The organism is Burkholderia sp. AU38729, from assembly GCF_020419725.1.
Lineage (GTDB): Bacteria > Pseudomonadota > Gammaproteobacteria > Burkholderiales > Burkholderiaceae > Burkholderia.
Genome location: NZ_JAIZQO010000007.1, coordinates 77,636 through 89,900, shown reverse-complemented (window position 1 = coordinate 89,900; position 12,265 = coordinate 77,636). Strand labels below are relative to the sequence as shown.

Genomic DNA, 12,265 nt, shown 5'->3' with positions numbered 1-12,265 from the left:
TCGGACCATGTTGCTCGTGGCGGCGAAACGATATCGAAAGGGGAAGTGCAAATGGGTCGGTCGATCAATCTGGAAGGCAAGGTTGCGCTGGTCACGGGCGCGTCGAGCGGCCTTGGGCAGCGCTTTGCGCAGGTGCTGTCGCAGGCCGGTGCGAAGGTCGTGCTCGCGAGCCGTCGGGTCGAGCGCCTGAAGGAGCTGCGTGCCGAGATCGAGGCGGCGGGCGGCGCCGCGCACGTCGTGTCGCTCGACGTCACCGACGTCCAGAGCATCAAGGCGGCGGTCGCGCATGCGGAGACGGAAGCCGGTACGATCGACATCCTCGTGAACAATTCGGGCGTCTCGACGATGCAGAAGCTCGTCGACGTGACGCCGGCGGATTTCGAGTTCGTATTCGACACCAACACGCGCGGCGCGTTTTTCGTCGCACAGGAAGTCGCGAAGCGGATGATCATGCGCGCGAACGGAAGCGGCAACGGCAAGCCGCCGTGCCGGATCATCAACATCGCGTCGGTGGCCGGGTTGCGCGTGTTTCCGCAGATCGGGCTGTTCGCGATGAGCAAGGCCGCGGTCGTGCAGATGACGCGCGCGATGGCGCTCGAGTGGGGGCGCCACGGGATCAACGTCAACGCGATCTGTCCGGGCTATATCGATACCGAAATCAATCATTATCTGTGGGAAACCGAGCAGGGCCAGAAGCTGCAGTCGATGCTGCCGCGCCGGCGCGTCGGCAAGCCGCAGGATCTCGACGGGCTGTTGTTGCTGCTCGCGGCCGACGAGTCGCAGTTCATCAATGGCTCGATTATCTCCGCCGACGACGGCTTCGGCCTCGCCTGAGCGGACGACATACCGCCACAAAGAAGACTGCAATGAGTGATTATTCCCCCGTTTTTGAGATGTCGATGCCGATCCGCTGGGGCGACATGGACGCGTTCGGCCATGTGAACAACACGGTCTATTTCCGCTACATGGAGCAGGCGCGGATCTCGTGGTTCGAGGCGCTCGGCATTGCCGGCGGCAACGGCGAGGGGCAGGGGCCCGTCATCGTCACGGCGTCGATGGAATTTCTCAAGCAACTGCACTATCCGGGCGACGTGATCGCGAAGATGTCGGCTGCAAAACCCGGCCGCAGCAGCTTCGACACGGGTTTCGAGCTGACGCGCGCCGACGATCCGCAGCATGTCTATGCGCGCGGCAATGCACGCTGCGTGTGGGTCGACTACGCGCTCGGCAAGTCGGTGCCGCTGCCCCAGTTGCTGCGCGCCACGATCGAGCGCGCGCTCGCGGCGAAGGTCGGCTGAGCGTCGAGTCGGCGCGTCCGGGCCGGCACAAGGTCGCCGGGGCGGCACGCCATACCCGTTGTTTCCGGAATCGGCCGCCATGTGCGGCCGATTGTCATCCGGGTGCCGTCACTCACTGCCCGAGCAGGCGCTGCAGCAGCTCCGGCGTATTGTTGGTCCCGTACTTGCGCATCAGCCGTGCGCGGTAGATGTCGACCGTACGCGAGCTGATGTCGAGCACGCGCCCGATCTGCTTGCTGGTCTTGCCGGTCGCGAGCTGCGCGGCGATCTCGCGCTCGCGCGGGGTCAGTTCGACGGCGACCCGGCGCGTCGCGCTCAAATCCTCGAAGGTCCACACGCCCGCCGCAAGCGGGGCGGTGCGGTCGATCGCGCGGCCGGTGACGTGGCACCAGAACAGCTCGCCGTCCGCCCGTTTCATGATTCTGTCATCCGAGTAGATGCCGTTCGCGGCCATCACGCGCGCGATGCGTTCGCCGATGCGCTGGAATTCGTCCGTCGACGGGTAGAGCACCTCGTACGATTTCCCGATCAGGTCGGCCCGCGCGCAGCGGAAGATCGACGCGAGCGCGTCGTTGCAGTCCTCGATCACGCGGTCGCGCGACAGCACGAGGCCGAGCGGCGCGAGGAGGAAGGCGGTTTGGTAATCGAGAGCGGGCATGGCGCAGGCAAGCGGAGGCAAACGCTTATGTATTTTTGCGTATTGTGCCGCATCCGCGCCGCATCGTACCCTTTCAGGCATCTCGTGGCGGTTTGCCGCGGTATAAAAACAGCGCGCCTCGACGCAGGCATCGCCGTGCATGCATAGAATGATGCGGCGGGCTTGCGGGCCACGTGGGCGCGTGAACCGGTTTCGCTGGTTTCCATAGAGGAAGGGACAACTGATGAACAAAGTCTATCCAAGCGCGGCTGCCGCGCTGGAAGGGATCGTCCGCGACGGACAGACCTTCGCGGTGGGCGGCTTCGGCCTGTGCGGGATTCCCGAGGCGCTGATCGCGGCGTTGCGCGATACGGCCGTCAAGGGCATCACCTGCATCAGCAACAACGCGGGCGTCGACGGTTTCGGCCTCGGCCTGCTGCTGGAAACGCGCCAGATCAAGAAGATGATCTCGTCGTACGTCGGCGAGAACAAGGAGTTCGAGCGCCAGTACCTGGCCGGCGAACTCGAGCTCGAATTCACGCCGCAAGGCACGCTCGCCGAAAAGCTGCGCGCGGGCGGTGCGGGCATCCCGGCGTTCTTCACGAACACGGGCTACGGCACCGTGATCGCGGAAGGCAAGGAAACGCGCCAGTTCGGCGATCGCCACTACGTGCTCGAGTCGTCGCTGACGGCCGATGTCGCGCTCGTGAAGGCTTGGAAGGCCGACAAGTCGGGCAACCTGATCTTTCGCCGCACCGCGCGCAACTTCAACCCGATGTGCGCGATGGCCGGCAAGATCACCGTCGCCGAGGTCGAGGAGATCGTCGAGAACGGCGCGCTCGATCCGGACCACATCCACACGCCGGGGATTTTCGTGCAACGCATCGTGCTGAACGCGACGCCCGAAAAACGCATCGAACAACGCGTCGTACGCGCGAAAGGAGACTGACATGGCCTGGAATCGTGACCAGATGGCCGCGCGCGCGGCGAAGGAATTGCAGGACGGCTTCTACGTGAACCTCGGCATCGGCCTGCCGACGCTCGTTGCGAACCACGTGCCGGAAGGTGTCGAGGTGTGGCTGCAGTCGGAGAACGGCCTGCTCGGCATCGGCCCGTCGCCGACCGAAGACGAAGTCGACGCCGATCTCATCAACGCCGGCAAGCAGACCGTCACGACGCTGCCGGGTTCGTCGATCTTCTCGTCGGCCGATTCGTTCGCGATGATCCGCGGCGGCCACATCAACCTGGCGATCCTCGGTGCAATGCAGGTCAGCAAGCAGGGCGATCTCGCGAACTGGATGATCCCCGGCAAGATGATCAAGGGGATGGGCGGCGCGATGGATCTCGTCGCCGGCGTGAAGCGCGTCGTCGTGCTGATGGAGCATGTCGCGAAGGGCGACCAGCACAAGATCCTCGAGGAATGCAACCTGCCGCTGACGGGCGTCGGCGTGGTCGACCTGATCATCACCGATCTCGGCGTGATCGAAGTGACGCCGTCCGGCCTGAAGGTGCTTGAACTCGCCGACGGCGTGAGCGCCGACGAGATCCAGGCGAAGACGGGCGCGCCGCTCGACATCAGCGCGGTCGCATAAGGTTCCGCGCGTACGCGCAGCGTCGACGCCCTGCATGCCGGACGACGGCATGCGGGGCGTTTTTCATGGTGTCCTCCGTCAGGCCGATCGTCGGGTGCCCGACGAGCGGACCCGTGCGGCTGAAGCGGTTTACAATCGTTTGCATCGGGCGTCGCAAGCGTTGCCCTGCGCGTCGCCCCCGTTCGACAGGATGCCAACGATGCCAACGACCCCAGCGAATTCCCAGGTTCCTCGCCAGCGGCGCGTGCAGTGTGCGAACGCTGCCGGCCTTCACCACGTCGCCTATACCGAGTGGGGCGATCCCGCCAACCCGCGCGTGCTGGTCTGCGTGCATGGGCTGACCCGTTCCGGGCGCGATTTCGACCGGCTCGCCGCGGCGCTGTCCGATACGTATCGCGTCGTCTGCCCCGATGTCGTCGGGCGCGGCCAGTCGGACTGGCTGGCCGATCCGCGGCTCTATGCGATCCCGCAATACGTGTCCGACATGGTGACGCTGATCGCGCGGCTCGACGTCGAATCGGTCGACTGGTTCGGCACGTCGATGGGCGGGTTGATCGGCATGGCGTTCGCGGGGCTGCCGGGTTCGCCGCTGCGCCGGATGATCGTCAACGACGTCGGCCCGCGCATCGAACCCGAGTCGCTCACGCGCATCGGCGAATATCTCGGCGTGCAGCCGCGCTTTGCGACCCGGCAGGAGGGCATCGACTATCTGACGTCGCTGTCGCTGCCGTTCGGGGCGCTGACCGCCGACGAATGGCGCGAGATCAACGGGCCGCTGCTGCGCGAGCTGCCCGAAGGGGGCTGGACGGTTCGCTACGATCCGCGCATCGCCGAACCGTTCAAGGCGACGACGCCCGAATTGGCGGCGCTCGGCGAGGCCGCGCTGTGGCGCGCGATCGAGACGACGAACGCGTCGTTGCTGGTCGTGCGCGGCGAGACGTCCGACCTGCTGTCGCGCGAGACGGTGGCCGACATGGAGCGTCGCGGCCGGCATGTGACACACGCCGAGATCCCAGGGGCGGGCCACGCGCCGGCGTTCATCGACGCAAGCCAGATTGCGCTCGCGTGGCGGTTTTTCGTCGAAGGCGGCGCATAAACGCGTCATAATATGCGGTTCAGCGGCACGCGGGCCGTGCCGCCGCCCGAATCTCCATCCACTTACGACCGGAACATTCCATGGCAGTCATTCGTCACCACGTCGGGGCCCGTCTCTCCGAAACCGCGATCCACAACGGTACCGTGTATCTGGCCGGCCAGATCGCCGAAGACACCACACAGGACATCAAGGGCCAGACGCGCGAAGTGCTCGGCCACATCGATCGCCTGCTCGCCGAAGCGAACAGCGACAAGGCGCATCTGCTGTCGGTTCAGATCTACATCTCGGATCTGGCGAACTTCGAAGGCATGAATGCGGAGTGGGATGCATGGGTCGCGCACGGCAACACGCCGCCGCGCGCCACCGTCGAGGCGAAGCTCGCGGATCCGGCACTGCTCGTCGAGATCGTGGTCGTCGCTGCGCAGCGGAGCTGAACTGAACGCAACCCGACGATGATCGCATCCCGCCAGGCCGAGTAATGACCGAGTCCGTTTCCGCCTCCCCCGTCGCGGCGCCGTCGTTCGACGACGTGCTCGCGTTCGTGCGCGAGCGGGCCGGCGACGTGCGCCTGTCGTCGGGCGAACTGCTCGCCGATCACTCGGCGGGCACGGCGTCGATCATGCGCACGCTGAATGTCGATCCGTCCGCGATGCAGGCGGCCGCGCTATTCGTGCTGACGCCGCACCTGAGCGACCCCGAGCGCGAGCTCACCGAGCGTTTCGGCGACGAAGTGGCGCGGCTCGTGTCCGACGTGCGCAAGCTGTTGCGGCTCGGTACCGTCAGCCTGCGTGCCGCGCAGAACGCGGGGGCCGACGCGGGGCGCGATGCGGCCGAAGAGCGGCGCACGCAGATCGAGGCGCTGCGCAAGATGCTGCTGGCGTTCGCGCAAGACATCCGCGTGGTCCTGATCCGGCTCGCGTCGCGCTTGCAGTCGCTGCGCTACTACGCGGCCGCGAAGATCGACCCGCCGCCCGACGTTGCGCGCGAGACGCTCGAGATCTACGCGCCGCTCGCGAACCGTCTCGGCATCTGGCAATTGAAGTGGGAGCTCGAGGATCTCGCGTTCCGCTTCGAGGATCCCGTCACCTACAAGCGGATCGCGAAGCTGCTCGACGAGAAGCGCATCGAGCGCGAAGCGTACGTCAAGCAGGCGATCGACCGATTGCAGCAAGAGCTGGCGGATGCGCACATCCAGGCCGACGTGAGCGGCCGGCCGAAGCATATCTACAGCATCTGGCGCAAGATGCGCGGCAAGGAACTCGACTTCTCCGAGCTGTACGACGTGCGCGCGTTTCGCGTGATCGTGCCGGACATCAAGGATTGCTACGCGGTGCTCGGCATCGTGCATCACCTGTGGCAGCCTGTGCCGAAGGAATTCGACGACTACATCTCGCGGCCGAAGCCGAACGGCTACAAGTCGCTGCACACGGTCGTGATCGGCGACGATGGCCGCGCGTTCGAAGTGCAGATCCGCACGCAGGAGATGCACCGCTTCGCCGAGTATGGCGTCGCCGCGCACTGGCGCTACAAGGAAGCCGGCGCGCGCGGCTACGGCGGCCAGTTCTCGGCAAGCGACAAGTACGACGAGAAGATTGCATGGCTGCGCCAGCTACTCGCGTGGAAGGATGACGTCGAGGACGGCGCGGAAAAGTCGGGCGACAAGGCGTGGGCGCAATTGCGCGAGACGTCGCTCGACGACGATCACATCTACGTGCTGACGCCGCAGGCGCGCGTGATCGCGTTGCCGCAGGGCGCGACGCCGGTCGATTTCGCATACCACCTGCACAGCGAGCTGGGCCATCGCTGCCGCGGCGCACGCGTCGACGGCGCGATGGTGCCGCTCAACACGCCGCTCGCAAACGGCCAGACGGTCGAGATCGTCGCGGTGAAGGAGGGCGGGCCGTCGCGCGACTGGCTGAACCTGCAGCTCGGCTATATGAAGAGCCCGCGCGCGCGTCAGAAAGTGCGGGCGTGGTTCAACTCGATCGAGCAGGAAGAAAACGTCGCGCATGGCCGCGCGCTCGTCGAAAAGACGCTGCAACGCGAGGGCAAGACGTCGGTCAGCCTGGACAATCTCGCCGCGAAGCTCGGCTTCAAGTCGCCCGAGGAGTTGTTCTCGGTCGTCGGCAAGGAAGAGTTCAGCCTGCGCAATGTCGAGCACGCGCTGTCCGATGCGCCGCCGCCCGAACCGGCGCCCGAGGCGCCTGCCGATTTCGAGAAGCGCAGCAGCGGCGCGAGCGTGGCGCATGGCGCGTCGACCGGTGTGCTGGTCGTGGGCGTCGACGCGCTGCTGACCCAGCTCGCGCGCTGCTGCCGTCCGGCGCCGCCCGATCCGATCAGCGGTTTCGTCACGCGCGGCAAGGGGATGTCGATCCACCGCACCGATTGCCCGACGTTCCGCAGGATGGTCGAGCGCGCGCCGGAGCGCGTGCTGCAGACGACCTGGTCGGCCGACGTGCTCGGCGGGCGCGGTGCGTCCGTCTATCCGGTCGATCTGATGATCGAGGCGAGCGACCGGCAAGGGTTGCTGCGCGACATCTCCGAAGTGTTCGCGCGCGAGAAGATGAACGTGGTGGGCGTGAAGACGCAGAGCCGTCGCAATGCAGCATTCATGCAGTTCACGGTCGAGGTGTCGAACTCGGCACAGGTGCAGCGCGCATGCACGCTGCTCGGCGAAGTGCAAGGCGTCGTGCGGGCGGGGCGGAAGGCCTGATGTGGGGTTCGAACACCGTTATTTTGCTGCGGCCGCATAAAAATACTTGCCAAGCGGGTAACGGCTCCATATAATCTTAGCTTCACTAGGCTCGTAGCTCAGCTGGTTAGAGCACCACCTTGACATGGTGGGGGTCGTTGGTTCGAGTCCAATCGAGCCTACCAACGAATTGAGAATGCCCGGTCTCCGGGTGTTCGATGCAGCAAATAACTCAACGCGAACAAGGCGAATACGGTTATGACACCGCGAACGTTGACCGAAACCTTTTCGGAGCGACGCTAGTCGAGGAACCCTTTCGCCCTTTCAGTTTGAGTGAAGTATCGAATGCGGCCCCTCGAAAGCGGGGCCGCATTTTTTTTGTCGCGACATTTTCCCGCGTGATTTTTATATCGCGTACCTGGTCTGCCGCCCACTGTCGGCATCACGGAGATTGCTATGGTTTCGATACGCTTGCCTGACGGCTCAGTTCGACAATACGAGCATCCGGTGACAGTTGCCGAGGTTGCAGCCTCGATCGGTCCCGGCCTTGCGAAGGCTGCGCTTGGTGGCAAGCTCGATGGCGAGCTCGTCGATACGTCGGCCGTGATCGACCGCGATGCGTCGCTCGCGATCGTGACCGACAAGGACGCCGACGGCCTCGACATCATCCGTCACTCGACGGCGCACTTGCTCGCGTACGCGGTGAAGGAACTGTATCCGGACGCGCAGGTGACGATCGGCCCGGTGATCGACAACGGTTTCTATTACGACTTCTCATACAACCGCCCGTTTACGCCCGAAGATCTGGAAAAGATCGAAAAGCGCATGCAGGAGCTCGTGAAGAAGGACGAGCCCGTGACGCGCCGAGTCGTGTCGCGTGACGAAGCGGCGGGCTACTTCCGCAGCATCGGCGAGAAGTACAAGGCCGAGATCATCGAGTCGATTCCGCAAAGCGACGAAATCAAGCTGTATTCGCACGGCGGCTTTACCGATCTGTGCCGTGGCCCGCACGTGCCGTCCACCGGCAAGCTGAAGGTGTTCAAGCTGATGAAGGTCGCCGGCGCGTACTGGCGCGGCGATTCGAAGAACGAGCAGCTGCAGCGCATCTACGGCACGGCCTGGACGAAGAAGGAAGACCAGGATCAGTACCTGCACATGCTCGAGGAAGCGGAAAAGCGCGACCACCGCAAGCTCGGCAAGCAGCTCGACCTGTTCCACATGCAGGAAGAGTCGCCGGGCATGGTGTTCTGGCATCCGAAGGGCTGGGCGCTGTGGCAGCAGGTCGAGCAGTACATGCGCCGTCGCGTGAACGAAGCCGGCTACCTCGAGATCAAGACGCCGATGATCATGGACCGCTCGCTGTGGGAAGCGTCGGGTCACTGGCAGAACTACCGCGAGAACATGTTCACGACGGAGTCGGAGAAGCGCGACTACGCGATCAAGCCGATGAACTGCCCGGGCCACGTCCAGGTGTTCAAGCACGGCCTGCGCTCGTACCGCGACCTGCCGCTGCGTTACGCGGAATTCGGTTCGTGCCACCGCAACGAGGCGTCGGGCGCGCTGCACGGCCTGATGCGCGTGCGCGGCTTCGTGCAGGACGATGCGCACATCTTCTGTACGGAAGACCAGTTCATCTCGGAGTCGATCGCGTTCAACACGCTGGCGATGAGCGTGTACAAGGACTTCGGTTTCGATCACATCGACATCAAGCTGTCGCTGCGCCCGGAGCAGCGCGCGGGTACGGACGAAACCTGGGATCGCGCCGAGCAGGGCCTGCGCGACGCGCTGACGGCGTGCGGCCTCACGTGGGAAGAGCTGCCGGGTGAAGGCGCGTTCTACGGTCCGAAGATCGAGTACCACATCAAGGATGCGCTCGGCCGTTCGTGGCAGTGCGGTACGCTGCAGCTCGACATGGTGCTGCCGGAGCGCCTCGGCGCCGAGTATGTCGCAGATGACAGCAGCCGTCGCCGTCCGGTGATGCTGCACCGTGCGATCGTCGGTTCGATGGAGCGTTTCCTCGGCATTTTGATCGAGCACCACGCTGGTGCGATGCCGGCCTGGCTCGCGCCGTTCCAGGCAGTTGTGCTCAATATCGCCGAAAGTCAGGCCGAATATGCGCAATCTCTGGCCCAATCGTTGCAAAAACAAGGGGTTAGAGTGACGGCCGATTTGCGCAATGAGAAGATTAGCTATAAAATACGCGAGCACACGCTGGAAAAGGTGCCTTATCTCCTCGTCGTGGGGGACAAGGAGCGTGATGCGCAAACGGTAGCCGTGCGTGCCCGTGGCGGCGTCGATCTTGGCGTGATGCCGGTCGAAGCCTTCGTTGAGCGTTTGCAGGAAGACCTGCGCTCGTTCAAGTAACCGCCCTGGCAGCGCGGCTCGTTTTTTTAATTTTTAGAGGAAACGTAACATCGCTACTGATAAGTCGTCGCACCGCATCAACGGTGAAATCACTGCGCCGGAAGTGCGCCTGGTCGGGATCGAGAACGAACCGCTCGGTATCGTAAAACTCGCTGATGCTTTCCGTAAATCGGAAGAACTGGATGTTGACCTGGTGGAAATCGCGCCGCAAGCGGTTCCCCCGGTTTGCCGTCTGATGGATTACGGCAAGTTCAAGTACCAGGAGTCGAAGAAGCAGCACGAAGCGAAGCTGAAGCAGAAGGTCATCCAGGTCAAGGAAGTCAAGTTCCGCCCGGGTACCGATGACGGTGACTACAACGTCAAGCTCCGCAATCTCGTGCGCTTCCTCGAAGAAGGCGACAAGACGAAGATCACGTTGCGTTTCCGCGGCCGTGAAATGGCTCACCAGGAAATCGGTATGCGGATGCTTGAGCGTCTGCGCACGGATCTCGAGGAAGTCGGCCAGGTCGAGCAGATGCCGAAGATGGAAGGGCGCCAGATGATCATGGTGCTCTCGCCGAAGAAAAAGAAGTAACGGGCCCGCGCGCGTCGCGCGCAGGTTCGCAGAGGTTCGGCGCGTTGCCCGGTCAAGGCGGCGCGCCAACAATGACGGCGGCTGCGCAAGCGGTTCGCCGTACACAAGTGGACTGGGTTTCGAAGGGCGGGTCAAGGGCGCAAGCCAACCGCACACCCATCGCCATCTAATAAACTGGAGTTGTTCGTCATGCCTAAGATGAAGACCAAGAAGAGTGCTGCAAAGCGCTTCGTGGTGCGTCCGGGCGGTACCGTCAAGCGCGGTCAAGCCTTCAAGCGTCACATCCTGACCAAGAAAACCACGAAGAACAAGCGTCACCTGCGCGGCGCAACGGCAGTTCATGATTCCGATCTGAACTCCGTCCGCGCGATGCTGCCGTTCGCGTAACCCCTAACTGATACTCTAAGGAGAGAAACATGCCTCGAGTCAAACGTGGGGTAACCGCACGGGCCCGCCACAAGAAGATCATCAACCTGGCCAAGGGTTATCGCGGCCGCCGCAATAACGTCTACCGCATCGCCAAGCAGGCGGTGATGCGCGCTGGTCAGTACGCGTACCGCGATCGCCGCAACAAGAAGCGTGTGTTCCGCGCACTGTGGATCACGCGTATCAACGCGGCAGTTCGCCAGCACGACATGACCTACAGCGTGTTCATCAACGGCCTGAAGAAGGCGTCGATCGAACTCGACCGTAAGGTTCTGGCCGACATGGCGGTGTTCGACAAGGCTGCTTTTGCTGCGATCGTCAAGCAGGTGAAAGCCGCCGTTGCAGCCTAATTGCGAAATTAGCACTGCGTGGTTAGTTGCAGCGAGGTTCCGGTAGTCTCGGCCGCTGCAGCGAAAACGGGGCTCTTCCGAGCCCCTTTTTTGTTTGGTGGGCGATTTCGCTCGCCAAGACCGAATGACGTTGGAAATGATGGGATCTATGGATCTGGACCAGATTGTCGCCGACGCGCAGCAGTCCTTCGAACAGGCTGCCGACATCACCACGCTCGAAAACGAGAAAGCACGATTTCTCGGCAAGTCGGGTGCGCTGACCGAGTTGCTGAAGGGCCTCGGCAAGCTCGATCCCGAAGCACGCAAGACCGAAGGCGCACGCATCAACGTCGCGAAGCAGCAGGTTGAAGGCGCGCTGACCGCCCGCCGCCAGGCACTGGCCGACGCGCTGCTGAATCAGCGCCTCACCGCCGAGGCGATCGACGTGACGTTGCCGGGCCGCGGCGCCGGTGCAGGCAGCCTGCACCCCGTGATGCGCACGTGGGAGCGTGTCGAACAGATTTTCGGCTCGATCGGTTTCGATGTGGCCGACGGCCCCGAAATCGAGACCGACTGGTACAACTTCACGTCGCTGAACAGCCCGGAGAACCATCCGGCGCGTTCGATGCAGGACACCTTCTACGTCGAAGGCAAGGATGCCGACGGCCGCCAGCTGCTGCTGCGCACGCACACGAGCCCGATGCAGGTGCGTTACGCGCGCATGAACCGTCCGCCGATCAAGGTGATCGCGCCGGGCCGCACGTATCGCGTCGACAGCGATGCGACCCACTCGCCGATGTTCAATCAGGTCGAGGGGCTGTGGATCGACGAAAACATCAGCTTCGCCGACCTCAAGGGCGTCTATACCGACTTCCTGAAAAAATTCTTCGAGCGCGACGACATTCTCGTGCGCTTCCGTCCGTCGTATTTCCCGTTCACGGAACCGTCGGCCGAGATCGACATGATGTTCGAGCAAGGCAAGAACGCGGGCAAGTGGCTCGAGATCTCCGGTTCGGGGCAGGTGCATCCGACCGTGATTCGCAACATGGGCCTCGATCCCGAGCGCTACATCGGCTTTGCGTTCGGCAGCGGCCTCGAGCGCCTGACGATGCTGCGCTACGGCGTCCAGGATCTCCGGCTGTTCTTCGAGAACGACCTGCGTTTCCTGCGCCAGTTCGCGTAACGCCGCGCGCCGCGCCGACCTGTGCCCGTGCACGCCCCGACGGACGTTTCCGAGGGGCCCGGGCGTCGATCTAA

13 protein-coding genes and 1 tRNA gene are annotated in these 12,265 nt (G+C 63.7%); 13 read left to right on the top strand and 1 reads right to left on the bottom strand.

Features of this window, described 5'->3' with window-relative positions; translation table 11 throughout:
* Positions 1-51 precede the first annotated feature (51 nt).
* Positions 52-834: an SDR family oxidoreductase gene (locus tag LGM56_RS19470; RefSeq protein WP_089425196.1), complete on the top strand. Its 783-nt coding sequence runs from the start codon at positions 52-54 to the stop codon at positions 832-834.
* A gap of 32 nt (positions 835-866) precedes the next feature.
* Positions 867-1,298, top strand: a complete 432-nt coding sequence (locus LGM56_RS19465) for an acyl-CoA thioesterase (RefSeq protein ID WP_226206473.1) — start codon at positions 867-869, stop codon at positions 1,296-1,298.
* A gap of 112 nt (positions 1,299-1,410) precedes the next feature.
* On the opposite strand, the gene LGM56_RS19460 is transcribed toward LGM56_RS19465, so the two are convergent.
* Positions 1,411-1,956 (bottom strand): LuxR C-terminal-related transcriptional regulator, encoded by a 546-nt coding sequence (locus tag LGM56_RS19460; RefSeq protein WP_011351772.1) that lies wholly within the window; start codon positions 1,954-1,956, stop codon positions 1,411-1,413.
* 223 nt (positions 1,957-2,179) lie between these two features.
* Here LGM56_RS19460 and LGM56_RS19455 point away from each other — a divergent pair, with 223 nt between their 5' ends.
* The 11 genes from LGM56_RS19455 (at position 2,180) to pheS (ending at position 12,191) form a co-directional block, all read left to right on the top strand.
* A complete protein-coding gene (locus tag LGM56_RS19455) occupies positions 2,180-2,884 on the top strand; it encodes a CoA transferase subunit A (protein ID WP_226206471.1) in 705 nt (234 codons plus the stop codon).
* Position 2,885: 1 nt separating this feature from the next.
* Positions 2,886-3,527: a CoA transferase subunit B gene (locus LGM56_RS19450; RefSeq protein WP_011351774.1), complete on the top strand. Its 642-nt coding sequence runs from the start codon at positions 2,886-2,888 to the stop codon at positions 3,525-3,527.
* Between the two features lie 199 nt (positions 3,528-3,726).
* Positions 3,727-4,623, top strand: coding sequence for an alpha/beta fold hydrolase (locus tag LGM56_RS19445; RefSeq protein WP_226206469.1), 897 nt, complete (start codon positions 3,727-3,729; stop codon positions 4,621-4,623).
* Positions 4,624-4,703: 80 nt separating this feature from the next.
* Complete coding sequence (locus tag LGM56_RS19440) at positions 4,704-5,057, top strand: RidA family protein (RefSeq protein WP_011351776.1); 354 nt, start codon at positions 4,704-4,706, stop codon at positions 5,055-5,057.
* A 44-nt stretch (positions 5,058-5,101) separates the two neighbouring features.
* Positions 5,102-7,336, top strand: coding sequence for a RelA/SpoT family protein (locus LGM56_RS19435; RefSeq protein ID WP_226206467.1), 2,235 nt, complete (start codon positions 5,102-5,104; stop codon positions 7,334-7,336).
* Between the two features lie 87 nt (positions 7,337-7,423).
* Positions 7,424-7,500 (top strand) — tRNA-Val (locus LGM56_RS19430).
* A gap of 271 nt (positions 7,501-7,771) precedes the next feature.
* Positions 7,772-9,679, top strand: a complete 1,908-nt coding sequence (gene thrS, locus LGM56_RS19425) for a threonine--tRNA ligase (protein ID WP_069247806.1) — start codon at positions 7,772-7,774, stop codon at positions 9,677-9,679.
* A gap of 49 nt (positions 9,680-9,728) precedes the next feature.
* On the top strand, positions 9,729-10,253 hold the full coding sequence (gene infC, locus LGM56_RS19420) for a translation initiation factor IF-3 (RefSeq protein ID WP_071734130.1): 525 nt from the start codon (positions 9,729-9,731) through the stop codon (positions 10,251-10,253).
* 189 nt (positions 10,254-10,442) lie between these two features.
* The gene (rpmI, locus tag LGM56_RS19415; protein WP_004191477.1) at positions 10,443-10,640 is read left to right on the top strand and encodes a 50S ribosomal protein L35; all 198 of its coding nucleotides are present in this window, start codon (positions 10,443-10,445) and stop codon (positions 10,638-10,640) included.
* Positions 10,641-10,669: 29 nt separating this feature from the next.
* A complete protein-coding gene (gene rplT, locus LGM56_RS19410) occupies positions 10,670-11,029 on the top strand; it encodes a 50S ribosomal protein L20 (protein WP_004192938.1) in 360 nt (119 codons plus the stop codon).
* Positions 11,030-11,177: 148 nt separating this feature from the next.
* The gene (gene pheS / locus LGM56_RS19405; RefSeq protein ID WP_226206465.1) at positions 11,178-12,191 is read left to right on the top strand and encodes a phenylalanine--tRNA ligase subunit alpha; all 1,014 of its coding nucleotides are present in this window, start codon (positions 11,178-11,180) and stop codon (positions 12,189-12,191) included.
* Positions 12,192-12,265 lie beyond the last annotated feature (74 nt).

Coding starts and splice junctions, on each gene's coding strand:
- thrS (WP_069247806.1), top strand. CDS start 7,772: ATGGTTTCGATACGCTTGCCTGACGGCTCAGTTCGACAATACGAGCAT.
- LGM56_RS19470 (WP_089425196.1), top strand. CDS start 52: ATGGGTCGGTCGATCAATCTGGAAGGCAAGGTTGCGCTGGTCACGGGC.
- LGM56_RS19460 (WP_011351772.1), bottom strand. CDS start 1,956: ATGCCCGCTCTCGATTACCAAACCGCCTTCCTCCTCGCGCCGCTCGGC.
- LGM56_RS19445 (WP_226206469.1), top strand. CDS start 3,727: ATGCCAACGACCCCAGCGAATTCCCAGGTTCCTCGCCAGCGGCGCGTG.
- pheS (WP_226206465.1), top strand. CDS start 11,178: ATGGATCTGGACCAGATTGTCGCCGACGCGCAGCAGTCCTTCGAACAG.
- LGM56_RS19465 (WP_226206473.1), top strand. CDS start 867: ATGAGTGATTATTCCCCCGTTTTTGAGATGTCGATGCCGATCCGCTGG.
- LGM56_RS19450 (WP_011351774.1), top strand. CDS start 2,886: ATGGCCTGGAATCGTGACCAGATGGCCGCGCGCGCGGCGAAGGAATTG.
- LGM56_RS19440 (WP_011351776.1), top strand. CDS start 4,704: ATGGCAGTCATTCGTCACCACGTCGGGGCCCGTCTCTCCGAAACCGCG.
- LGM56_RS19455 (WP_226206471.1), top strand. CDS start 2,180: ATGAACAAAGTCTATCCAAGCGCGGCTGCCGCGCTGGAAGGGATCGTC.
- rpmI (WP_004191477.1), top strand. CDS start 10,443: ATGCCTAAGATGAAGACCAAGAAGAGTGCTGCAAAGCGCTTCGTGGTG.
- rplT (WP_004192938.1), top strand. CDS start 10,670: ATGCCTCGAGTCAAACGTGGGGTAACCGCACGGGCCCGCCACAAGAAG.
- LGM56_RS19435 (WP_226206467.1), top strand. CDS start 5,102: ATGACCGAGTCCGTTTCCGCCTCCCCCGTCGCGGCGCCGTCGTTCGAC.